Here is a 24195-nt window from a genome sequence, read left to right on the forward strand (position 1 = left end):
TAGGGCGTGAGGTTATGGGCTGTCTTGCGCGCGTGCACGCAGAGAAATTTGCTTGACGTAAGCCTTGGGCGACTGCCCGGTGTGCTGGCGAAATGCGCTATAAAACGCCGATAACGAGTTGAAACCCGCAGCGAACGCCAGCTCATCGACTTTTATCGGCGACGTGGCCTTGTCCAACTCGGCCAACAAGTGCTGGAGCCGTGCCTGGTTGACGTAGCGGTAGAAGCTCTGCCCGAGCACCTGGTTCAGCAGGTAGGACATCTGATTGCGGCTGTAGCCACACGCCTTGGCCACCCGTTGCAAATCCAGCTCCGGGTCCAGATAAGGTTGCTGCTGTTGGAAATACTGCTGCAGGTCGTTGGCCATATGCCCCAGCTGGTGCGGCGACAGGCCCAGGCGACTGACGGTCGGGCGTATGGCCTGGGCCGGTTGTTCATGCACCAGGGACGCGTATTCATTGACCCGCCAGATCAGCCCGTCACGCACGGTGATCGCTTCGCTGGTGCGGAACGACACCAACCCCTGGCCGCCACGCAAGGTGATGCAGTACTGGATGAAGGCTGTGTCACCGTCGGCGCGAATGCGGTCAGCATGGGCGATGGCCTCATCGGGCCCACGCGGCATGCTGGCTTGCAGGTACTCACGCAGTTCGGCGTAGCCCACCACGCGGTTCTGGAAGAAGTCGTGGTACTGGATGTCTGGATGGTAGTAGGCCATGACCCCATCCAGGTCGCGATGGCGCCAACACAGGTGGTGACGCAACACCAGTTCAGCCGTGGCCCGGGTGGTTTGGCAATCATCGGCCGAGGCGCTGTCGGGCATATAAGGCTCTGTGGCGGGTAAATGGTGAGACTGCCGAATTATCACGACCGCTTCAAGGGTCGATCAGCGCTGATCACTAATGGCTTTTTGCCTGATTTGAAGCAAGACATGACCTACGTCAAAGCTTCAGGAGACAACTGCCGAACGGGACAAAAAAGTCACATGATGGTTACGAACGAATGCTATTTTTGAAATTCTTCAAACCATGACCATTGACGGTCCTGGCCCTGCCGCGAGCTAAAGGAAGCGCTCAATGAACAAGGTGGGCAATATGCACGGCAACCTGAACAAAGTGACGTTCCCCAACGCCTGCCAACTGATGCGCTGGCATTTTCATCCGATGGGTTTCGAAGGCAGCATGGATGCGCCTGGCAGCATGATCGTGCGCCTGTTCGACCGGGCCAGCGGCGAGACCCTGATCGCCATCGCCGGCATCCCCTGCGCCACCGTGATGAATGCCTCCGATGTAGAGCGCATCATCGAGGCGGTGGAGGATGAGTTGGAGTCCTTTGTACCACCGCTGTCTTTGCGGGCTTGATGCCTTGCCCGGGCCGTCGTGAGCGGCCCTGCCGGAGTCATCCACGCCGGTCGTCGAAGAACGCTTTCTTGCCATCCACCCGCTCCGAGGCCCTGGGCACATTCACGCCCTGGCCCTCCGGTTTCTCGACATACCAATAGCAGTGGCTCACCGCACGGGTGATACCGACGTAAGCCAGGCGCAGCACTTCGTCTTTTTGCGCTGTGTCATAGGGCTCGCTGTCGCCGTCCTTGCCCAGCCCGGCCATGCGGTAGACCTGGTTCTTGTAGGGCGAGCTGGTGACATGCTGGCAATCGCCCAGCAGAAAAACAGCATCCGCCTGCAAGCCCTTGGCACTGTGATATGTCAGCTGTTTCAACCTGCGAGCCGCTGGCGGCAAGCTCGAATCCAGATTAACTAAAGACTGAATATGCTCTTGAATCAATAACTTATCGCTGCTTTTTCTATACAACATCAAGACCGAATTGCCTTTTTGATAATGCTCGAGCAGCGTGCGGCCCAGCGCAACATCATCGCGCTCAAGCACCGTAACCGGGACCAAGGGCTTGGGGGCGCCGCTGGCCTTGGCTTTTTTGCCGGGAATCGCCGGGGCGCTGCGCACGACATGCTCGGCGGCGTCGATGATGTGCTGGTGGCTGCGGTAGTTCTCGCCGAGCATCACACGGGTGGTCGCGGGTGACGGGAATTCCTGGTTGAACGCGATGAAATACTGGGGCGAACTGCCGCGCCAACCATAAATCGACTGCCAGTCGTCCCCTACGCAGAGTAACGAAGAACGCTGCGCCCCACGCCCGACGTGCATCGCCGGACCACGGCTGCGGATCTCACGCAGGCTGGCGCGAAGCCACGACACGATCTGCGGCGACACGTCCTGGAACTCATCGATCATCAGGTGCGACATCGGGCGCAGCAGCGGGTCGCTGAGCAACTTGAGGTTTTCCGGGGTGTTTTCACCGAACAGCGAGAACATGCGGTTGTAGGTCATGATCGGCGGCGACTGATCGAGCAGATGGTCTTCCAGGGCTTTCCAGAAAATGCTCAGGGCCTCGAAGAAGAACCTGTCGGGGTCGTCCTTGGCGAAGCTCATCCGGCCCACGGCAGTGGGTACGTCCAGGCCAAGGTTTTCGATAAAGCCGGCAGCCGTGACAAAGCTGTCCAGCAGCGGCGCCGACGCCAGTTCACCTTTAACCTTGTAGTCAAACCCGGGGCCCGCCGTGGCATCCCCCGCCAGGCTGCCCAAAAGTCGTTTAGATGATTCGTAGTTATCAAGCCAAATCAAAGGTTTGCGACAGAAAGCTTGAAACAGGGTGCGCTTTACCGCCCACTCCGCACGCACCGACAGCTTGGCATTGGGGCGTGTGATCTGGGCGTTCTCCCGGGCATCGAAGCCCAACACTACCCAAGCGTCCAGCTCAGCGATGTAGCCATGGCAATGAAACTGCGCACCATTGATCTCAAAGGTCTGGCGGCTGGGCTCAATGCCTTTTATCGGCCAGGCGCCGGCACGAAACCACAGGTCTTCGATCACATCGCAGAGTTCTTCATCACGCTTGGCCGCCAATTCGGTCACCGCCATGCGCTTTTGCACATCCGGGTGGTCGCGCTCCAGCTCCTTGAGCTGCAAGCCCTGGCGCGCCAGCGGCACGATCAGTTCACGGAAGCGTTCATGGCGACCATGCAAGCGGTGGTAGCAGGCATTCAGCTGTTGGCGCTGCGCGTCGCTGATACGCAGGTCGAACGGGTTGCTGTCGGCGTCTTCAACCCCACTGCCGAGGTTCTCGAAGGCTTGCAGCCGTTCAAAGCCCGGCAGACTGCGCACCATGGGCAAAATGCGCGAGTGAAAGGTACGCACCACCGCCTGGGCCTCTTTGAGACCAAGGGGTTGGCCCCACAGGCTGAGAATCTGCATGAGCTTGTTGATGAAGTCTTTGCGTGATTCGCGGGTGAAGGTCACCACCGTCATCGAGCTGAGCTCGAAGCCCAGATAATGGGTCAACAGCAGGATACGCAGCACCAGCGAGGTGGATTTACCTGCGCCCGCCCCGGCAATCACCGAGGTCGAGGGCGTGTCGCTGAAGATCATCTTCCACTGCGCCGCACTGGGCTGGGCATGCTCGGGCAGCAATCGGGCCACGTCGGCCTTCATGCGTTTTTTCACCTCGGCGGTCAGCGGCAGGCGCCAATCATCGAACAGGCTGTCGTCGATCCCCGGCGCGCGATGCTCGTCCGGTCGAAAGTCACGAATCAACAGGACTTGCCGGCCTTCCTCGATACCATCGGCCTTACCCTCGCGGTAGCCGTACTCCACGCCGGCCTCGTGCCCGCTGCGAAAACCATCCGCCTGGCCATGCAGCCAGGAAAATCGGTGCTGGGCCCGTAAACGGGTCAGGCCATGCCCAAACAGGCGCGCCGCCAGACGCTTGAGTAGCGGCATTTCGGCCAGTGGGCGCAGTTCGGGCGGTAGATCAGGCTTTTGTTGCGGCACGCGGACTCCTGCGATGGACTGGCTTCGACAAGTGCGCCATGGTCGCCGGAAACGGCGTTCAGTTCCAGCCAATTGCTTTATCGTCATGCAGTTAGGCGATGAAGTGAAAGTCAAAACACGCGTAACCAATCTAATCGACTGATAGGAATAAGGCACTTTTTACGCTTTTTATCGATCATCCGCTGCCGGAAAATGGGCTCATTCACAGGAGACGATCATGCTTGAACTTCGACCCTTCAATACGTTGGGCGGCGCCCATCACGGCTGGCTGGACGCTCATCACCACTTTTCATTCGCCGAGTACCACGACCCCAAGCGCATGCACTGGGGCAACCTGCGGGTGTGGAACGACGACATCATTGCGCCGGGCACCGGCTTCCCGCAGCACCCGCACCGCGATATGGAAATCATCACCTATGTGCGTGAGGGCGCGATCAGCCACGCCGATAACCTGGGCAACAAGGGCCGCACCGAGGCTGGCGACGTTCAGGTGATGAGCGCCGGCACCGGGATCGCCCACAGCGAATACAACCTGGAAGCCACACCGACCAAGATTTTCCAGATCTGGATTATCCCGAACGAATCGGGGTTGCCGCCGTCCTGGGGCGCCAAACCGTTTCCCAAAGGTGACCGCGAGGGTTTTGTGACCCTGGCCAGCGGCAAGGCCGGAGACAGCGAGAGCCTGCGCATTCGGGCGGACGCGCGCCTGGTGGCAGCGAACCTGAAAGCCGGGGAAAGCGCCGAATACCGGCTGGACAGCGGGCGGCGTGCGTATCTGGTGCCGGCGACCGGCGTGATTGAAGTCAACGGCTTGCGTGCACAAGCTCGAGACGGTGTTGCGGTGCAGGATGAGCAGGTATTGCGCGTAACGGCGATTGAGGACAGCGAGATTGTGCTGGTCGATCTGGCCTGACGGCCGGCGGCATGGATGACCTGTGGCGAGGGAGCTTGCTCCCGCTGGGCCGCCAAGCGGCCCCCGCTTTTGATTTGAAAAGACTGGGCCTGCTACGCAGTCCAGCGGGAGCAAGCTCCCTCGCCACGGTGACAATCTTTTCAGAAACTGAGTGGTATCACTCGGAAATCGCGCCGTCGACCAGCACCTGCGCTTCTTCCACCAACTGCTTGAGGTGATCTTCGCCAATAAAGCTCTCGGCGTAGATCTTGTAGATATCCTCGGTACCCGATGGGCGTGCGGCGAACCAGCCGTTTTCGGTCATCACCTTCAAGCCACCGATTGCCTGGTTATTGCCCGGCGCATGGCTGAGGATTTGCTGGATGCTTTCCCCGGCCAACTGCGTGGACGTGACCTGCTCCGGCGACAGCTTGCCCAGCAGCGCTTTTTGCGCCGGGGTGGCCTTGGCGTCGACGCGGATCGCGAACGGCTCGCCCAGGGCATCGGTCAGGCCGCGATAGATCTGGCTCGGGTCCTGGCCTTTGCGCGAGGTCATTTCCGCGGCCAGCAATGCCGGGATCAAACCGTCCTTGTCAGTGCTCCACACGCTGCCGTCTTTACGCAGGAACGAGGCGCCGGCGCTTTCTTCGCCACCAAAGCCCAGCGAGCCTTCGAACAGCCCGTCGGCAAACCATTTGAAACCCACCGGCACTTCGTAGAGGCGACGCCCGATGCGCGCAGCGACGCGATCGATCAAGCCGCTGCTGACCACGGTCTTGCCCACGGCCGCATCGGCGCGCCAGTCAGGGCGGTTCTGGAACAGGTAGTCAATCGACACCGCCAGGTAGTTGTTCGGCGCCAGCAGGCCACCGGACGGGGTGACGATGCCATGGCGGTCGTGGTCCGGGTCGCAGGCGAAGGCGACGTCGAAACGCTCCTTGAGACCGATCAACCCTTGCATGGCATAGCTCGAAGACGGGTCCATGCGGATCTGGCCGTCCCAATCCACACTCATGAAGCGGAAGGTGGCGTCGACTTCGGTGTTCACCACGTCCAGGTTCAAGCGGTAGTGTTCAGCGATCGCCGACCAGTAGCGCACCCCTGCTCCGCCCAATGGGTCGACGCCCAGGCGCAGGCCCGCGCTGCGGATGGCGTCCATGTCGATCACGTTGATCAGGTCGGCCACGTAGCTGTTGAGGTAGTCATGCCGATGAGTGGTGTCGGCCTTGAGCGCCTGCGCATGGGTGATGCGCTTGACGCCGGCCAGTTTATTGGCCAGCAGTTCATTGGCCTTGGCTTCGATCCACTTGGTCACGTGGGTGTCGGCCGGGCCACCATTGGGCGGGTTGTACTTGTAGCCACCGCTTTGCGGCGGGTTATGGGATGGCGTGATGACGATACCGTCCGCCAGGCCGCTGGTGCGGCCACGGTTGTAGCAGATAATGGCGTGGGAAATCGCCGGTGTCGGGGTGTATTCATCCCCTTCGGCCAGCATCACGTGCACGCCATTGGCGGCCAGGACCTCCAGGGCGCTGGCGCCGGCCGGCGTCGACAGGGCGTGGGTATCCAGGCCCACGAATAGCGGGCCGTTGATCCCTTGGGCTTCACGGTACAGACAGATGGCCTGGCTGATGGCGAGCACATGCCATTCGTTGAAACTCAGCTCGAACGAGCTGCCACGATGCCCGGAGGTGCCGAAGGCCACGCGTTGAGTGGAGATTGCTGCATCAGGCTGGCCGGTGTAATAGGCCGTGACCAGTCGCGGGATATCCACCAGCAACTGAGCTGGCGCCGGCTTGCCCGCAAAAGGACTGATAGTCATGCATAAACCTCGAAAAGAAGGATTCGGAAAAAGTGACAGTTTACTGGGAGTTGGACTACTTCGCGACGATATCGATCCGACAGTGATTGGAGATTTTTCATACGCTAGTCGATCTGTGCCTGGCGCAATGCCTGTGCCAGGCAATCCAGGGTGATATCAAGGTTCAGCTGCCCACTGAACGTGTGGCTGAGCCGCAGATGCTGGGAATGCAAGCCGCTGAGGCTGAACAACTCACCCGGAGCAATCACCACGTGTTGCGCGACCATGCGCTGGAACACCTGACGCATATCCACCGCTGCCACCGATTCCAACCAGAAGCTTGCCCCGGCGATGGGCATGCGATAGGTCACACGCCCCTCCAGGTGGGCATCCAGGCGCTCACTCATGGCCTCTGCCTGTTCGCACAAGTGCTCGCGCAACGTCTGCAGGTGCTGGTCGAACCGCCCGTTCTGGTAAAGCTGGGCGATGGCGCGTTGACGGATCGACGACAGCCTGAATGAACGCAGCAGAAATTGGCGCTGCAACTCGCCGCTCAGGTGTCGCGACAAGACATAACCAAACGGCGCTTCCGGCCCCAGTACCTTTTCGAACGAGGAGAACACGATCAGCCGCTCCGGGTTGACCAGGTTGCGCAGCGGGACCGGGGGCGATGCGAAACTCAGCTCACCGAATGTATCGTTCTCCAGCAACCAGCCGCCATAGTGCTCCAGCAACTGAGCCACGCGCAGCCGCTCTGCGGTCGACAGCGCATTGCCTGACGGCAGGCTGACCACCGATGACAGCAACACCAGGGGCACCGGTTCGTGACGCAGCAGCTGTTCGAGCATCGCCAGGTCCAGGCAACCGTCGGCCTGCCAAGGCAACTCGACGACCCGCACACCGGCAGCCTGCAACAGGCGCAAGATCAAATAATCACAGGGGGACTCGACCACCACCATACTGCCCTTGAGACCCAATGCATCAATCAGGATCTCCAGCACGCCTCGCACGTCTGCCCCGATGTACACCTCATCGGCCTGCCAGCAACGCGTGGGCGATGAGGTGTAGCGCGCCGCCAACGCCGTACGCAACTCCCACACGCCACAGGGTTGCGACCAGGGTTGCAGGTGATGCGGATGGCGCCGTACCAGTTGGCGCTCCAGCGTCAGCAAAGCGCCGTCGAGTGAGCCCAGCAGCGCCGGCTCATCACCACTGAGCACGGCCATTGCCGGACGCCGCGCCGCCACGTACAAGCGCTCGAGCAGATCGGCACCCGCCATCATTTGCGGGTTGACCGCAGCCGGCCAGGCAAAATAGCCGGATTTGGCCACTGAGTAGACCCGTCCTTCCTTCTCCAACAGAGAGTACGCGTACTGAATCGTCGAGATCGACACGTTCAGCCGTGCCGACAACTGCCGCAGGGACGGCAGTTTGACCGGCGTGTCCAGGCTGACCTCGTTGATGAGGTTGATCATGTAGCGGTACACCGCCTGGTAAGCGAAATCCGCCTGTCGCTCCCCGCGCAGGGTCATTGGCGCTGACCTGGGCTGACAAACCGGTGCACGCGGCTAACGCCCCGACAACTGCGCCGCCTGCGCCTGGGCCAGGCGGCGGTTGCGCAGTTGGGCACCCCGTTCGATCTGTACCGGCCGCTTGCGGTACAGGTGTTGCAACAACGGCAGCGACAACCCGCTGGTATCGACCGCCCATTGCTGCAACACATCGCCGGCCGGCTTGCCTTGCAACACGTTGTGCAGCTCAGGGAGCGCCACCAGCATGCCCGGGTGGCATTGGCCCAGGTAGCCCTCCAGCCGCTCGCCATGGTGAATGAAGGGTGAGAACAACAGGCAGGTCAACTGCCCTTCATCCAGGCCGAAGAATTCCTGGGCATAGGTCGCTGACAGAATCCGTCCGTCATCTGAGCTTGCCTCGGCAATCAGGTGGTGTGGAATGTGCCGGCGGTACATGGCGTCCATTGCTTGCCTGACAAAGCTATCCACCCCTTCTGCGTAGGACAGCTCCCGCAGGCATTGGGCCTGCAGCCCATGCAAATGCGCCATCAGCAATGGGTTAGGGAACGCCGAATGGCTGAAGTGGAACGCAAAGGGGTCCGGTTTTCGGGCCAGGAACTGCGTGAGCAGCGGTGTCGAAGAAACGTCCACCTCCCCCAGCAGATCGTCGATGCCGATATACGCCAGATGCCGGTGCCCGCCCCGGCCTGGGCTGTCGATGTCCACATAATGTTCGCCGTAGAGGTCACGGTAGCAACCGGCGCTCCACTCCTCCATGCGCGCAAACAGCGCATTGAGCGATGACGACTTGCCGGGCGGCAGAGTGATGCCCGCCGTAGTGGCCGTCTTTTTCAGCCAGGCCAGGTATTGGCTTTGCGTGCGCGCAGAATCGCCACTGACCACCGCATGCACCCCGCCACCCCATGTGGTGACCCGCTGGTAGAAATCCCCCAGGCGCAGGTAGGTGTCGTTACATAATGTCGCCCGGATATCGCCGGACGTCAGGTGCCCTATCATCAGCATATTGCGCTGGCTGACCTCACGCCCCGCACTCGACGGCGGGCGCTGGTGATTGAATGGCAGCACTTCCTGGTTTTCCACCAGGAGCAGGTCTACGCGGGGATCGTCGTGCAGAAACAACGCGCTGTAGCCTTGGTACAGGGTGTCCAGTGTCGCCTGGGTCATGCCCGCATGCCGCAAGGTGGCTACACGCAGATGAAAGGTCTTGGGCGCCCGCCCGGCAATGGTCAATTGCGCCGCCCGCAGCAGCGCCAGGGTGTAGCTGCTGACAGCACCACCGCCATGGGCGACGAGCACCTTGTAGTCACCGACTTGTTCCATGCCGCCGGCAGCCACCACAATTCGCTGGATCAACAATTGAAGTGCCGTACGCTCGGCACGGGTAAAGTGCCCGATCAACCGCTGCAGAACTTGATGATAAACATAGTTCATGGCTTGTTCGTGAATTGCGCTCATTGCTTTACTACCCGAGTTGAAATATCAGTTTCAAGCAACTGCCAAGAGCAATTGCCTGACCTATTACATCTGTAGGTTTATTGCTCGTTACAGGGTACGAGGATGGATCAACATTAGCACCTTGCAACAAACCCACCGGAGCGTTACCAGTGGCATTCCAAATGACCACCTTCGACGAGAGCCGCGATCCTGCGCGCCCTACGGCGAAAGAAGGGATAACCCTAGGAATAATCCGACAGCGTCCTACACCGCTCTAACTAATAAATTAGAGAAATATCTGACCGACATTACTTACCTCTTTCACCCGAACCCTGAAAAACCGCCCAGGCATTCCCAATAAACTTTCAATACAAATAGGCAGGGCCGAATTAGTTTCGACGAAACGACGAGGTAGTTTCAGATAGTCAATCATTGCTCAGTCCTTGAGATGACAGTGAAGGCACAATTATCGGCACTCAAATAATGAATAACAGATACAGAACAGCGCCAGAAACCCGTTCAGATGATCAACCGGCCGCACGTTAATCGCGCCCACACAACAACGCCGCGCTGGAATTCAGGGCGGCGCAAGGGGCAAAGGTATTGTTTGCGGGGCAGAACAGCCCGGTGGCGGCTTAACCCAGGCGCGGGTTAAGCCCTGACAAATGGCGTGTTTGCCTTATCCGCTCGGATTCAGGCGCGCTCATTTGCGAATACTCCTACAGCTCAAACAGCCTCAACCTGCAAGGCAACCCGCTCGCGACACGGGCATTCGTCCATGTAGCGGTGCGCTTCGACGAACTGGCTGAACGGGAACACCGTGGTTTTCAACGGCACCAGCACGCGGTCGGCGGTCAGTTGGTTGATGTCGCGCAACGCACGTTGCAGTGCCACCTGGTCCTGGATGATGCCCAGCTCCGGCTTACCGGTAAAATTACCGATGCAGTGCACAAAAAACTGAATGTTCTTCTGGAACGCGGCACAGGCCGGGAAAGGCGTCTGGTTGCCACCCTGCAAGCCATACAGCACCAGGCTGCCACGGGGCGCCAACACGTCGCCGAGCAGCGACATCTGCGGGCCACCCAGGCCATCGAACACCACATCCACACCGCGGTTATCCGTATATTTGTTGACTTGCATGAGCAGGTCCTGCTCTTCAGTCACGATCACCTTCTCTGCGCCAAGCGACAGCAGATACTCACGCTCCGCGCTGTCCTTGGTCGCGGCAATCACCCGCACACCCAGGGCCTTGCCCAGTTGCACGAACGAAGGGCCCGCGCAGTGGCTGGCGTCAGTCACCAGGGCAAACTGGCCCGGCTTGACCCGCGCCAGGTCCACATAGGCAAAGTAGGCGATCAACAGCGGCGTGTAGTGCACGCTGGCTTCAATAGGGCTCAAGACGTCCGGGTAACGGGTCAGGGCCGAGCGAGGCAGAACGATCTGCTCGCCATATACCGGGTAGTCATTGGGGCTCTCGGCCGGAAAACTGGCCACCTTATCACCCACTGCCAAGTCGTCCACGCCGTCGCCCAGGGCGACAACAACGCCGGCCATCTCATGGCCAAGGCCCGACGGCAAACGAGCGTGGGAAGACGCCAGGTTCTGACGCCAGAGAATGTCGTACCAACTGATGCCAATCGCGTCGACGCGCACCTGCACTTCGCCCGGTGCGGGCTGTGCGGCTGCATGCTCTTCGCACTTGAGCACCTCGGCCGGACCAAACTTGTGAAAACGGATCGTGCGGGACATCGCAAACCTCGCCAAAGTAACCTCTAATGCCATGAACTCTATCTGGGCTTTCCGGGCAAGGCCACCGGTCGCCGTTAATAGTCAACATGCCTGCCATTGATTCAGCTTCTGAGGAATAGACCCCAAGACTCGTAGGAAAACTCAATTAGCCGGTGCAGAGTACCAGTCTTTCCCCGTAAGATTCATGCCGGTCATACTTTTGAATGGAATCTGAAGGTTCTGAATATGGCCGTTCTCGTCAAGCTTGCTGACTCTTCCAGGACCCAAGATGAACCGTAACGACCTGCGTCGTGTCGACCTTAACCTCTTGATTGTATTCGAAACCCTGATGCATGAGCGCAGTGTGACCCGCGCCGCCGAGAAATTGTTCCTTGGCCAGCCGGCCATCAGCGCGGCGCTGTCACGCCTGCGTGGGTTGTTCGATGACCCGCTGTTCGTGCGTACCGGGCGCAGCATGGAACCCTCGGCCCGCGCCGTGGAAATCTTCGCACTGCTCTCCCCGGCCCTGGACTCGATTTCCACCGCCGTCAGCCGCGCCGCCGAGTTCGACCCCGCCACCAGCACCGCGGTGTTTCGTATCGGGCTGTCCGACGACGTCGAATTCGCCCTGCTGCCCCAACTGCTCAAACGCCTGCGCGCCGAAGCCCCCGGCATCGTGCTGGTGGTGCGCCGGGTCAACTACATCCTCATGCCCGGTCTGCTGACCTCCGGCGAAATTTCCATCGGCGTCAGCTACACCGCCGACTTGCCGGCCAACGCCAAGCGCAAGGTACTGCGCCGCAGCCTGCCAAAACTGTTGCGCGCCGACAGCGTCCCCGGCTCCCTGAGCCTGGACGACTTCTGCGCCCGCCCCCACGCGCTGGTGTCGTTCGCAGGCGACCTCAGCGGCTTTATCGATGAAGAGTTGGAAAAACTCGACCGCAAACGCCACGTCGTCCTCGCCGTGCCGCAGTTCAACGGGCTGGGCACCCTGCTGGCCGGCACCGACATCCTGGCCACCGTGCCGGACTATGCGGCCGACGCACTGACCTCCGCCGGCGGCCTGCGCGCCGAAGACCCACCCCTGCCGGTGCGCAGCTTTGAACTGCATATGGCGTGGCGTGGCTCGCAGGATAATGATCCGGGGGAACGGTGGTTGCGGTCGCGGATTCAGATGTTTTTCGGCGACCCTGAGAGTCTTTAGGCGTCGTCGGGAAGGCTGTTCGGCTGATCATCTCTGCCTTTCCACAAACCATGAAGTTCCATTCACTTCCAGTGGATCGCTACATTGGGGGCACATTCGAGGGCATGCTTTGGATGGTTTGAAAAGGATGCCCCCAGCCTAGAGTTCAACAGTCCCCTCTCGAAAACTCACCCGTTACTCTTCCCAAACACCGCGGAGTGAAGGTAGGCCGATGAGATGCACTACTCTGCCCAAGTGCGTGAGCAACCGAGTGAAACCTCCTGTGCAATTAATATCGCAGGTGTAGCTTGCCAAGCTGAATTCAGACCTCACCCCGACGCTTTTCAAAGCGCTGCCAGAAAGTCGGCCGCTCACTCCTAGTGATGCTGGAAGCTTGACCAGACTTCTAGCAGACGTGACACCGTAATCCTTCGTACATCGTATGGAGCACGTACACTCCATTCGCTTCTGGGCTATTTGGATGCCAGTGACATGATTGCCCCATGCAGCCTGCGCTCTAACGACTAATAGCCAGTTGCCACTTAGCCAGCTCATCGCCATGCTATGCACCAAATGGGATCCAACACATGGAGCGAAAGGTGCCGGACGACGACCTGCTGATTCAGCTTACCCAGCAACACCCTGACTTCTGCCGCCTGCGCACGGAGCTGGAAGAGGCGAAAAGCCTTGGCCCGGCACCTCGGATTGCCGTATGCGGACTCATGAATGCGGGCAAGAGCGCACTGCTCAACGGCCTGACCGGGCATATTGAAACGGAAGTCTTTGAAACCAAGGAAATACGGGCAACCACGCAATTACAGGCGTTGGAGCATGAAGGACGCCTCTATCTGGATACCCCGGGAATCGATGCCTGCGATGAGGATGATCGACTCGCGTGGTTGGGCCTGGCCAATGCCGATGTCATTTTGTTCGTGCACAACTTGCGTACCGCCACGCTTGAACAAATCGAAACGGCCTTCTTGTGCGAACTCAAGCGCCGTCGCCCGGATCTGGAGCGCCACCTGGTGGTGGTGCTAACCCATGCCGAAAGCGTCACCCAGCGGGAAGTCAGCGAGCAGGCGATCGGCAAGATCTTGCAGGTGCTGTTCGGGACCGTGCCGGCTGCCTTCGCAACCTCGTTCACCACCTTGCGCAACGGTGTGCGTAAGGGCAACACGAAGCTGCTCGAACTGAGCGGCTTCGACTCTTTGCGCGAGCATCTGCAGGCGCATCCGGGGCTGCTTGAGCGAGGCGTGAGCAAACAGCGTGCCGAACGCGACGATCACCGTCGCGACGTCCTGGAGCATTTCCTCGACCAGCAGATTGCCCAGCGCAGAAAGCGACTGGTCAAGCTCGAGGGCACGCAGGCCGCTCAGCTCGAACAGTTGCAAAGCAGTGTCGACGGACTCTTCGAATCGGTAAGCCATGGCTTGGCCCGCGGCTGACTGATTGATATCACGCAAGGAGAATCAACATGTGGTGGTTACTGATACCCGTGATCGGAACCGTTGTGGCAGCGGTCGTCAGTTCCGACAGCAGTGAAAAGGAAGAAGCCGAGCGCCAGGCACGCGCCAAGTCGCGCGAACGCGCCGAGGCGCGGGCACGCAAGCAGGCAAGGGATCAGCTGCAGGCGCAGCGCAATCAACAGCTCACTCAGGACATCGACGCACAGCTGAGCGAGCTGATGGCCTCGCACAAGGCCGACATCATACTTTCAGGCAAAGGCCACGCCGGTGTGACGATAGAAAGCCTGCAGGCGTTTATCGCCAGCCCGCCTCAAGCCACGGCCCAAGGCCAGCTCAAGGCCCTGCGTCTGCTGGCCCCCAACACCCGATTCAGCCCTAAATGGCTAGAGTGCGAAGGCCAAGTCAAAGCCCTGCGCACTGAAATTCAAGGCCTCAAACGCTTGAAACGACAATTACTGGACAGATCGCTATGACGCCCGCTCCCGCCAACCGCAGCGAACTGCTGCATGTCTTTGCGCAGGTCGCGCAAGGGTTCAACGAAGTGCAACGCCAGGTCGAGGAGCGCGAAGCGCGCCTTAAGCAGACTCTGGATGCGCTGGAGCGGATTCGCACGACTTCGCCATGGAGCCGCTCCGGCCTGGCTCCCGATCACCCCTTCCTGACCTTTGCCAAGGCCTGCCAAAACAATCTGGATGAGCGCTTCGACGCCTGGATCAAGAACGTCAGGAACTACGAGCGCAACACGCAGTTTCGCAGCAAGTTCGGCGACTCCCTGCTGGTGTTTGTCTTTGGCAAGGTCAAGGCTGGCAAGTCATCGCTGGGTAATTACCTGGCTTATGGCCGCACCGAACCCGATGCGCAACTGATCGCCCAGGCACAGCCCAAGCCTGAGTTTTTCAGCGAAACCTCCACTCGGTTGTGCGAACAGACCAGCGATGCGCAGATCCGCGAAAACGGCTGTTTCGGCGTCGATGTCGTGGAGGCCACCAGCGCCATCCAAGGGTTCCGCCTGCCAGGGTTGACTTGGGTCGACTCGCCCGGGCTGCATTCGGTCAACGCGGGCAACGGTGAGCTGACCAAGGACTACGTCGACGCCGCCGACCTGGTGATCTTCCTCAGCAAATCCGAAAGCCCAGGCCGTCGTTCGGACTTGGACGAGGCCAGGGCTCTGTTGCACAGAGACAAGAACATGATCGTGCTGCTCACCGGTAGCGACGAAAACGACGTGGACGTCGATGATGACGGTGAGGTCGTGGAGAAGCTGATCATGAAAGGCGACAGCGCACGCCAGCTGCAAGTCGACTACTTCATCCAGTCCCTGCGCGAATCAGCCCCCGAATGTTCGCTGGATGATCTCAAGGTTCAATCCATCTCCTCCTGCTATGCCGAGCAAGGCCCCGCCGAGGAACAGCAAGAGCGCTGGCAAGTCAGCGGCTTGGCCGACTTTGCGGCAGAAATCGGCCGCCTTGCCGTTGCCGAAGGCCTGCAGATCAAGCAGCAAGTGCCGTTGAAGAATCTGCAAGCCTTCTGCCGCCAATTGAGCGAGTCGATCAGTTTGCAGCAGACGCTCTTGAGCGAGTTGCAGAGCGAACTGACCAATGCGCGCAAAGAGCTGAAAAACAACACTGAGCGGGTGCTCTCCCAACTGCAGCAGCGCCTGCCCATGGAGATCAACAAGCTGGCTGATCAACACGCACTGGACGACCAGGGATTTTCCGACGCCTGCTGGGCGCTGTTCGACCGCCAATTTGCCGAGTGCGCCGGGGCACTGTGCGAGGCCATCGGGCAGAAGTTCGAAGACTTGGGCCATGCAGCCCAGAGCGTGGCGCCGGCCGGCAAGGCGCTACCGGGGTTTACCCCTCGCACGCGCAGCGTCAACTACCAATCGCGGCGCAACGAAGGCATCGGCAAGGCCGGGGGTGCCGGGCTCGGCGGTTGGGGCGGGGCTGAGGCCGGTGCAGCCCTTGGTACGATGCTGCTGCCGGGGCCCGGAACCATCATCGGCGGGTTGATCGGTGCAGCCATCGGTGGCTGGATGGGGGCCAAGGCTGGGGCGGCGGCGGGCGGCCAGTTCGATGAAACGACCCAATTCGAGATCATCGTCGGCGACAACCGTGACGAAGTTTCTCTAACGACGCGCGAGCATTTCATTGAATACGCCAAAGATCGCCTCAACCGGCTCTACCTCCAGCTCGATGCGCTGTGCTTCGTCGATGTATCGACCTGGCTGTCAAATCTCAGCCAGGCCCTGAAAAACCTGGACGACCTCGCTGCACAACAGATCAACGCCATTAGCAAGGAACTCGATCATGGCCCTGCCTGACTTCACTCGTGTACTCGCCACTTACGACACAGTCACTGCGCCGCTCCAGCGCTGGTTGCCAGCCGAACGCGTCAGCGAACTGGGCAACCAATTGCATAGCCGAGCGGCACGCCTGTGTCCGCAGATCATGGTCTATGGGCTCTACAACGCGGGCAAGAGCACGCTGCTCAACGCCCTAATGGGACGCGCCGAAGCGCCAATGGCCGACCACCCGGAAACCTCGGTGGTGGCCGAGTATCCTTGGCAGGGGTACGTGCTCCTGGACACACCGGGTATCGATGCGCCGATCAGGCATGAGCAAGTTGCGACGCGGCAATTGCAGGACAGCGAAGTGGTGCTGTTTGTGGTGGCAGCCGGCGGTACGATCGACGAGGCCGCCACCTGGGAACGCCTGGCGCAGATCGTCGTCTCGGGCCGCCGGGTGATGCTGATCGTCAACAACAAGGCCGGTGTGCAGCACGACAGCCGCGACTTCGTCAGCATCAACGACAACCTGCGCCAGCATCTGCAGAGCGCCGCCCTCGCCCATGGCATCGGCGATATCCTGGAGCAGGTGCCGATTCACTGGGTCAACGCCAAGGCTGCCCTGCGCGGCCGTGTCGAAAGTAAGGAGCCACTGGTGGAGTTCAGCGGCATCCTCGAACTGGAACAGGCGCTGGGCGATTTCCTTGCTAGCAGTGACAGTGGCGTGATGTTCAAGACCTGCCGCAAAGACCTGCAAGAAACCATCGAACTGGCCCTGATGCGCCTGCATCAGGCCGGCGGCGATGAACAGGCGCAGGCGCTGGACAAAGCCCGCATGCAGATCGATAGCGAGCGTGACCGGCTGCAGAGCGTGCTGCGTCATCACCTCGACAGCCGCTGCGTGCGCGCCAAGTCGAGCGTCGTAGCGCTGATCAACGATGCGCACCTCCAACCCGCTGGACAGGGCGAGCAGGCCATGGAAGACGGCGCCTCAAGAGTCATCGCAGCGCTGACCGCCGACATGATGACTGGCCTCAAGACCGAGTTGCCGGCAACCCAGCGCAAACTTGAAGACATTGGCCAGACTTTGGCCGACAGCGCCTTCGGTGCTGCTCACGCCTGCGTGAATGGCGTTACTCGCGAGAGCAACGGCAATGACGACAGTGGATTGTCGCCAGCGCTCAAGGATGCCATGCGCAAAATGCCCATGGGCGACCTGAAAACGATGACCGAGCAAGGCGTGAAGAAGGCGCTGGAACTGGGCAAAGAGCTGTTGCCCACCTTGTTCAAGGGGATCGGCAAGAAGACCATGGAACGTTGGGCCGCTATGGCCGGACGCTGGGCTGGCCCGCTGGTACAGGCAGGGATGGCCATCTACGGCATCTACCAGGCCATCAGCAGTGAAAAGGCCGAAAAGGCCACGCTGGAGCGCCAGACCAAGGCGGTGGAGGATGCGGCCAGCACCTTTGTCGAAGACTTGCGCCAAGCCTATCTGAACCAGATTGCCCTGGTGATTGAGGAAGTCTTCAAGCCGATCGATGAATGGATGGCGACCCAGCGCGCGCTGCTCGTGCAGAGCGGGCAAGAACAGACGCAAGACCAGCATTTGTTCGAAGAAGCCCTGCTGGCACTGCGTCAAGCGTATTGACTCGGTAAGGGGGCGCGTGCCCCCTCCTTACGCGACTGCGCAAGGCTCGATGGCGCTCAATTAATATACAGCCCGCTTCGCCAACACCAACTATTGCAACTCAGGCTGCGGATCATGAAGGTACTGTCGATCCTCAAGCCCCACATGTTCTTCGACGATCAACGCAGTCAACTGCAGTCTCCAGCGGATGATCTGCCGATGGTGCATGTGCCGTTTGGGGTAGCAAACACTGTCGGCCCGGCGCAGGAAACACAGCGCCATACGGATCCTGCAGAGGCTCGTCGCTGATGGGCACTGGTTTGCGCAGGAAGCTACGCCACTGTTGAGCGTCACTGATCCTTAGCTGTTTATCGAAGTGCACCTGCACGCACGCATCCATTTGCTCTTCCACCTGATGCTTGCGCTCTATGAACGAAGCAACCTGGTCTTCATCGACCGATCCCTGCAAAAACGGATAGTGAATGCTCAGCTCTGCGTTGCCTGACCGCTGCAGCCGCTGGTTCACGCAGCCAAACAGGCGATCCAGCCTCCCCACGCGTTGCTCATTGTCACCGGGTGAGCCGGCCAGGCCGTAATGATGGATCTGGTGGCACTGCAAATGCAGGTTGACCCCTTCCTGGAGTACCGAAGTGGAGACCAGCACGTTGGGATAGAACGGACTATTGAAGCCCAGGATGAGGCGCGGGCGCCCTTCGCTGTTGTCGCCACAGGCATACCAGCATGGGCTGGTGAGGCGCTTGAGGCTGCGCCACTCCTCGTCCCACTGCTCTAAACCATGATCGATGATCTTGTCGCACAGCGTGTCGAACGTCTCCAACGCTGCGATGAAATAGCGCAGCATCAACGAGTCATCGACACGTGCGCTTACCCACTCTTGAAAACCACGGTACGCAGGCTGCGCTTCACGCTCATGGGTCTGCTGCCAGTATTCGACAAACCAGGCATAAAGCTCGACGACGACAGGACTCGCATAAAGAAACCCGGCCTTGATGTAGTTCGCGAAGTTTTCCGCGATCGCAGTGTTGTCGCGCGCCCAGCCTTCGAGCTTGCGATACAGGGTCTGCGGCAAGCGCGGTACCAACAGCGACCAAACGCTGTGCAGCGGATGCTCCAGGTGGTCGTGCGGCGCACCGCGCTTGCGGGCAGCGGTATCGTGGATCTGCGGCCCGTCCCAACCGTGCAAACGCACATACTTGGCAGCATTGGCATAATCAACCCGGCCGGTCTCCGTCTTGGCGTAGAACGCGGTGTAACCGCCAATCAAGTAGTCCGATGCCGGTTCCAGGAACAGCGCAAAGACGCTTTCCGGTTTGCTGAAGCGCAGGCGCACATTGGCACAATCGGTTTGCCCACCAGCGCCTTTCTTGACCACGAACAGCTCGGCAATCCGAGACGCCAGTTGCGTGCCCTCTCCCTCTCCCTCGTCTTGCTGTGCCTCCTCGTGCGCGTCCACTTCGGCAAACGAATGCTTCACGCCTTTAAGAAACTGGGTATAGCCATCGCGCGACCAACCCTGATCGCGCCAGTGCTTGACTGCAGGATCGTCCGCTTGCTTGCCCCATGCATTGACAATTATGCCGGCCAACAGCTCGTCATAGCGCTCGTTGATGCGCTGGGTCAACTCGCGGACAGAGGGAATACGCCGAACGAAAATCAGGTGTTTCAAGTCTTCGAGCGCGGTGCAGAGGTCACCCACTGCCTTGGGCACGCACTGGTCTATCAGCAAGCCGTACTTGGGATGATCGGGAAAGGTGTGAAACTGATCGTGATAGCTGCGGGTGAGGTCACGCAACAGTTCGGTATCGGTGGCCTTGGTGAAATCCTCGACCACCCGATCTTCGACCGCGTCCTGATAATCTGCATCGCCGCCAACGCCGATCTGCGGTTTCCAGCCAAAAGACTCGAATCCTTCCAGGTAGCCATAGGTAAGGCTCTTGTTCTCCTTCTGCCGGCCCAGGTCGGCCACCAACCGCTTCTGATACAGGGCAAAGAACATCTCGGCATCCGGGCGCCCATCGAAGCTTGCAGGAACAGCTTTTTCGTGGCGGTAATGCCGCTTGCCATACAAACCGCCCTGCCCCTCCATCAGTCGCAAACGCCGCAAGGCGTGCCGTTGCAGCAAATGGCGAGTGTGTTCGGCACCGTTCATGGCTTCAAGGCCAGCGTCACGATCGATCCGGGTAAAATAACCCAGGATGTTCTGCACATCGTCCAGCCGGGTATGGCTGGGCGTCGCGGTGAGCAGAAGGTTCCAGGCGCCCAGGCGGCTGCCAGCGTTGCCAAACAGTGCCCTTGCGGCACTCACGCGCTGCGATCCACCCGACACGTTGCGCAGGTAATGCGCCTCATCGACGATGATTAGGTCAAACCCCGAGGGGCCCAGGTGCTGCTTCAACTGCTGATGAAAATCGGCAGCGATCCTGCCTGCCCCCTGAGCACCTTCAGCGCGCCGCTCGGGTTCGAGCAAGCCACTGAGCGCGTAGACAGTGGTGAGGTAAAACTGCCCTTCATCGTTTTGCACCGACTGCACCAGGTCTTCCAGCTTGTAGCGCTCACAGACCGTAGGTACCGGCATGCCATCGGTGGTCTTGACCCTGCCATCGGTTTGGCGAATGTGCTCGCGAACGAAGCCTTCGAACTCCCTGCGCCAATGCCCACACAAATGTCGGTTGGGCGCCATCACCAGCACCTTGGCATCAGGCTTGTTTTTCCACAGCCATGCCGCCACACCCAGCGCCTGGAAAGTCTTGCCCATGCCGACTTCATCCGCCAGCAGCGCCACCTTGTCCGCTGCCAAAAGGTTCCACAGGTAGGCGACCCCTTCGGTCTGCTTGGCTGCCATGGACTGGCGATCATCTGCCAGATAGCGCCAGTCAGGATCCTTGCGCCCTTTGAAGTTTATCCACTGCGACACGGATTCAGGGGTCAGCACGCTCTCTTCAAATCGACTCATGCCCCACCCCACTTGCTTTCCAATCTGCCAAATTCCTGCTCGAGCGTTTGCCGATAATCATCGTTGGCCTCGGATGGTAACGGCGGCATATCGACCTTCAGTGTGTGCCAACGCGACAAGGCAATTTTGCGGTCACCCTTGGGCAGGCGATGACGAAGCGCCAACGCCAGCTTGCAGAGCCCGTTAACCTCCTGGGCCAGGAACCAGTCGAAGACATTGGGCGTAGACCCGCTGAGGCGCTGGCGGGTCTTGTCTACCCATTCCTGCAGGCATCCCGGTCGCACGAATACCCACTGTTCGAGCGCCGACAACTGTTCAAGCCCATGCAACCGGGCCGCAAACTGGTAGCTCGCTGTGAATAGCCGGAAGTAGCTGATGTGTGCAGGGGCTGAACCGTCTTGCTCGCTTGATCCAGTGTCTTCGTCGGCGCTCCCACCATCGACCTGTAGCTCACCCGTCTCTGATTCGCGCACCCGGAAACCGACATCATCCTGGTTGGGCACAATGTCGACCTGCGCCATGGCGTCGACCAACCCAAGTAGGTCGTCGTATCGCTGCGCGCGACGGAACTCGGGGGTAGTCTCCAGCAACATGCCCACGAAGCACACCCGGCCGTCCTTGAGCACCTGGAAGCTGTGATCGAACAACAGCGCGTGCGCGTTCGCCACCGGCACCCTGCACTCTCGCAGTTCGCGGCTGCGGGGTTTCCAGCCAAGCGCGATTGCAACGTCGATGTCCGGCAGTTTTATCCGATACCCTTGGTCCGGTTCTCCTGCTGTATGCCATTGGCCGCGCAGTTGGTACACCTGCTCTGCCCAGTCAAACGCCACCACGATGTCGAAGGGAAGGTTCTGCGGGATTTGCAACGCTTGCGCCTGCAATGCTTCAGCGCTCAAGAACGACGCTGGGCTGGTGTCCATCGTGGGGCCGAGGACGCTTTCCACAGCACTGTTGTTCGCCAGGATGAACCCCGCCTCGATGTTGTTGCCGGGTAACCGCTTGCCCTGTGAGTCGAGCAGCGAGTTACTGCCCGCTCGGGTGAAATTCCATGAGCCGATGGCCAGGTGGGTGGAGGTTTTCCAAAGCTTAGCATGGGTCATCGGCGAGCGGTCATCGACCGTGCTCGGGTTGTGCCGCAAGCGCAACTCATCGTTGGCGAGAAGATCTCCAAGCGCCTCGGTCCAACCGGTGCGCAGGAACTGCCCATCGAACCGATCAGGCACCAGACTGACCTTCATGCGCGGCTGCTCGTAGCTGCGCTTAAGGTGGCTGACAAACTGTGCCAGATCCTTGGGTAGATAAGCGGACCAGACGGCCAGGTGATGGCAAGCACGCTCGCCCAGCAATTGCGCCAGAAACGGTTGCCTCTGAAAACTGTGACAGAACTGCACGGATGACTCAGCGCTGGCGAACGAGCTACTGCGCCTGTTCTCCAAGGGGCACGGTGTACCCACATTGTTAAACAGAGCCTGGAAGAACACTTTGACGGATTGATAAAGCGAAAACGCGTCGATCGGCTGGAAGTGGAATACCTCCTGATTGCGCGCCCACCCGCTGAGCGTGAGGTTGGCACTGCCCGCGCCGAGCACACGCCCCTGGTCACCTTCCAGGTAGATCACCTTTGCATGCAACAGGCTGTCTGCGTCAACGCCTGGGTAGCTCCACTCCGTTTTTTGCGCAGTACAGACACCGTGCACCTGGAGCGCCGTGCGCTTGTTCTGGTCGGCACCGATGAAACGTCGATCACAAAAGACCCTCAGATCGATTTCCTGCTCAGTCAGGGCCAACTGAAGCGCCTCGTACTCCATGCGCGTGCGGGGAATCTCGGCGCCCAGCACTGTTGGCAACACATAGGTTTCGATAAATTCGATATCGATGTTGAAACTGGTGAGCCATACCCTGCGCAACTGGCCGCAGGCCTTCACTTGCTCGGCGAATGCTGAATGCAGTTTCATGCCTGGCCTCCCCGATAACCGGTCACCAGATTGTTGAATTGGTGGATGTAGTAGGTGTTCACCCAGCGATACATGGGCGTATTTTGCGCCTCTGGCAACGCCTTGGTGCGTGCATTGAGCTTGACCTTTTCGGCCTGCTCGATTTGCACCCAGGGCAACTGGCCACGCTCGCGCATCACCGCCGCGTGGTAGCCAATCAGGTCGCGGAGCTGGTCGCTGAAGCGCTCTTGTCGCGCCAAGCGCATGAGCCGCTCCAGCCGCCGGCGGCCGGTGTGCGAAGGAATGTCGAGCAGTTCTGGATGCGCGTCGATACGCGCGGCGGCAGCCGGCAAGGTACCGGCGTCGCGCCCCAGCCCCCGCCAGTGCGCCTCGATTTCGTCGAGGCTCTGGTGCCGGCCATGGCAGGCCAGCGTAAACAGCAGATCGGCCTGCGCAAGCAGTGGTTCAACCTGCTGCACGTGCACAAGCTTTCGCCGCTCGGGCGCTTCGCTGCATTTTTTTTCGGCCACGGAGAACAACTGCTGGATCGGCATGTCGCTGCCTGGATAGTTTTGTGCCTGATCATCCAGTACCTGCAGCAGAGCGCCCGCAGCGCCAGTGTCGAGGCCGGTCAAGGCCAACCAGAAATCGCGCGTGTCAGCCCCTACTTGCGCCGAGTTTGGCAATGCCCTTCGGTAGGCCTCAATGAGGCTGTCAGGTACTTGCTTGAGCGCACTGCCGCCACCTGCCTTGAAGCCCCGGAAAAGCCCCTGCAAATGCATGCGTGCTTCTTGGAACAACACGCTGAACGGCGCGTGAGTTTGAATCATCGCCTTAACTTTCAACCACAACTGCGCTGCTTCTTGACTGTAATGGTAGTTATAGCGGTCGTTGAAGAAGCCTATTTGCATGAACGGCGTCTTGTAGCGCCCACTCACACCCAAGCCTAACTGACGTACCAACAGGTGCCCGGCTGTTTTATGGGTGAAGCGCAGAAACGGGTTGCTGTCGACCTCAAGGCGCGCACGGGCTTTGCTGGCACCCAGCACGCCTTGACTGTCAACGCCCGAGTCGGGCGCCGCAGTCACCACGGCATACGTGAAAATGTTTTCCAGATAGACCAGGCAAGCCTGGCGCAGCGCCAGGCCATGGCGCCCACCAGACTGCTCGTCCAACGCTTTACTCAGGTTGGTATCAACATCGTCCAACAAGTCCTTGATAACGGCATGATGCAACAGATTGAGCGTGTAGTTCCGTACATCGTTCGAAACCGAGTTGACCCGGTTGCGAAAAATCTGCTGGCCAAAGGCAGACCAGATGATCAGCACGCCCAACGGATCGATCTGGCTGTCGCCACTGAGGTCTTCATCATATTCAGTCAGGTATTGGCTCAACCGCATGGGATTACTCAAAACGAAGGATATCGACAGCACGACCAGGCAGCACAGGCTTTGCTGCGCCAGTGGCACTACATAGGTTACGAGCGGGGACT

The 24195-nt window shown here is 59.9% G+C and carries 15 protein-coding genes and 2 pseudogenes; 8 read left to right on the forward strand and 9 right to left on the reverse strand.

From position 1 onward, the window contains the following. Positions 1 to 12: 12 nt before the first annotated feature. Positions 13 to 822 (reverse strand): helix-turn-helix transcriptional regulator, encoded by an 810-nt coding sequence (locus ACQRBT_RS22915; protein ID WP_060752897.1) that lies wholly within the window; start codon positions 820 to 822, stop codon positions 13 to 15. Positions 823 to 1075: 253 nt separating this feature from the next. On the opposite strand from ACQRBT_RS22915, the gene ACQRBT_RS22920 reads away from it, so the two are divergent. Beyond that, positions 1076 to 1360 (forward strand): DUF1652 domain-containing protein, encoded by a 285-nt coding sequence (locus ACQRBT_RS22920; RefSeq protein ID WP_060752896.1) that lies wholly within the window; start codon positions 1076 to 1078, stop codon positions 1358 to 1360. 37 nt (positions 1361 to 1397) lie between these two features. Here the strand turns inward: ACQRBT_RS22920 and ACQRBT_RS22925 are convergent, their stop codons facing one another. Beyond that, positions 1398 to 3845, reverse strand: coding sequence for a UvrD-helicase domain-containing protein (locus ACQRBT_RS22925; protein WP_412046025.1), 2448 nt, complete (start codon positions 3843 to 3845; stop codon positions 1398 to 1400). A 217-nt stretch (positions 3846 to 4062) separates the two neighbouring features. On the opposite strand from ACQRBT_RS22925, the gene ACQRBT_RS22930 reads away from it, so the two are divergent. Then, complete coding sequence (locus tag ACQRBT_RS22930) at positions 4063 to 4758, forward strand: pirin family protein (RefSeq protein ID WP_060752894.1); 696 nt, start codon at positions 4063 to 4065, stop codon at positions 4756 to 4758. Positions 4759 to 4915: 157 nt separating this feature from the next. Here the strand turns inward: ACQRBT_RS22930 and pgm are convergent, their stop codons facing one another. The 4 genes from pgm to ACQRBT_RS22950 form a co-directional block, all read right to left on the reverse strand. Next, positions 4916 to 6559 carry a phosphoglucomutase (alpha-D-glucose-1,6-bisphosphate-dependent) gene (gene pgm / locus ACQRBT_RS22935; RefSeq protein WP_060752893.1) on the reverse strand — a complete coding sequence of 548 codons (1644 nt, stop codon included), beginning with the start codon at positions 6557 to 6559 and terminating at the stop codon, positions 4916 to 4918. Between the two features lie 104 nt (positions 6560 to 6663). Next, positions 6664 to 8070 (reverse strand): PLP-dependent aminotransferase family protein, encoded by a 1407-nt coding sequence (locus ACQRBT_RS22940; RefSeq protein WP_205343772.1) that lies wholly within the window; start codon positions 8068 to 8070, stop codon positions 6664 to 6666. Between the two features lie 36 nt (positions 8071 to 8106). Further along, positions 8107 to 9525 carry a hypothetical protein gene (locus tag ACQRBT_RS22945; protein ID WP_412046024.1) on the reverse strand — a complete coding sequence of 473 codons (1419 nt, stop codon included), beginning with the start codon at positions 9523 to 9525 and terminating at the stop codon, positions 8107 to 8109. A 705-nt stretch (positions 9526 to 10230) separates the two neighbouring features. Then, complete coding sequence (locus ACQRBT_RS22950) at positions 10231 to 11253, reverse strand: zinc-dependent alcohol dehydrogenase family protein (protein ID WP_060752890.1); 1023 nt, start codon at positions 11251 to 11253, stop codon at positions 10231 to 10233. 268 nt (positions 11254 to 11521) lie between these two features. Between ACQRBT_RS22950 and ACQRBT_RS22955 the strand changes: the two genes are divergently transcribed. The 6 genes and pseudogenes from ACQRBT_RS22955 to ACQRBT_RS22980 all read left to right on the forward strand — a co-directional run. Then, positions 11522 to 12436 carry a LysR substrate-binding domain-containing protein gene (locus ACQRBT_RS22955; protein ID WP_060752889.1) on the forward strand — a complete coding sequence of 305 codons (915 nt, stop codon included), beginning with the start codon at positions 11522 to 11524 and terminating at the stop codon, positions 12434 to 12436. 578 nt (positions 12437 to 13014) lie between these two features. Next, positions 13015 to 13860, forward strand: a complete 846-nt coding sequence (locus ACQRBT_RS22960; RefSeq protein ID WP_412046023.1) for a GTPase — start codon at positions 13015 to 13017, stop codon at positions 13858 to 13860. Between the two features lie 29 nt (positions 13861 to 13889). After that, entirely contained in the window at positions 13890 to 14354 is a 465-nt protein-coding gene (locus tag ACQRBT_RS22965) for a hypothetical protein (protein ID WP_412046022.1), read from the forward strand. After that, a complete protein-coding gene (locus tag ACQRBT_RS22970) occupies positions 14351 to 16204 on the forward strand; it encodes a dynamin family protein (protein ID WP_412046021.1) in 1854 nt (617 codons plus the stop codon). Before ACQRBT_RS22965 ends, ACQRBT_RS22970 begins: the two co-directional genes overlap by 4 nt. Beyond that, the gene (locus ACQRBT_RS22975) at positions 16191 to 17816 is read left to right on the forward strand and encodes a GTPase (protein WP_412046020.1); all 1626 of its coding nucleotides are present in this window, start codon (positions 16191 to 16193) and stop codon (positions 17814 to 17816) included. Before ACQRBT_RS22970 ends, ACQRBT_RS22975 begins: the two co-directional genes overlap by 14 nt. Positions 17817 to 17933: 117 nt before the next feature. Then, positions 17934 to 18104 (forward strand): annotated as a pseudogene (locus ACQRBT_RS22980) (5'-nucleotidase); the annotation flags it as partial. A 1915-nt stretch (positions 18105 to 20019) separates the two neighbouring features. On the opposite strand, the pseudogene ACQRBT_RS22985 reads toward ACQRBT_RS22980, so the two are convergent. The 3 genes and pseudogenes from ACQRBT_RS22985 to ACQRBT_RS22995 all read right to left on the reverse strand — a co-directional run. Then, positions 20020 to 20769 (reverse strand): annotated as a pseudogene (locus ACQRBT_RS22985) (DEAD/DEAH box helicase family protein); the annotation flags it as partial. Beyond that, positions 20766 to 22724, reverse strand: coding sequence for a hypothetical protein (locus tag ACQRBT_RS22990; protein ID WP_412046019.1), 1959 nt, complete (start codon positions 22722 to 22724; stop codon positions 20766 to 20768). The pseudogene ACQRBT_RS22985 and the gene ACQRBT_RS22990, both read right to left, overlap by 4 nt. Continuing rightward, a complete protein-coding gene (locus ACQRBT_RS22995) occupies positions 22721 to 24172 on the reverse strand; it encodes a hypothetical protein (protein ID WP_412046018.1) in 1452 nt (483 codons plus the stop codon). The genes ACQRBT_RS22990 and ACQRBT_RS22995 overlap by 4 nt, the downstream gene beginning before the upstream one ends. Positions 24173 to 24195 lie beyond the last annotated feature (23 nt).

Origin of the sequence: Pseudomonas sp. R19M (assembly GCF_050312585.1) — a bacterium.
In the GTDB taxonomy this organism is placed as follows: Bacteria; Pseudomonadota; Gammaproteobacteria; order Pseudomonadales; family Pseudomonadaceae; genus Aquipseudomonas; species Aquipseudomonas palleroniana.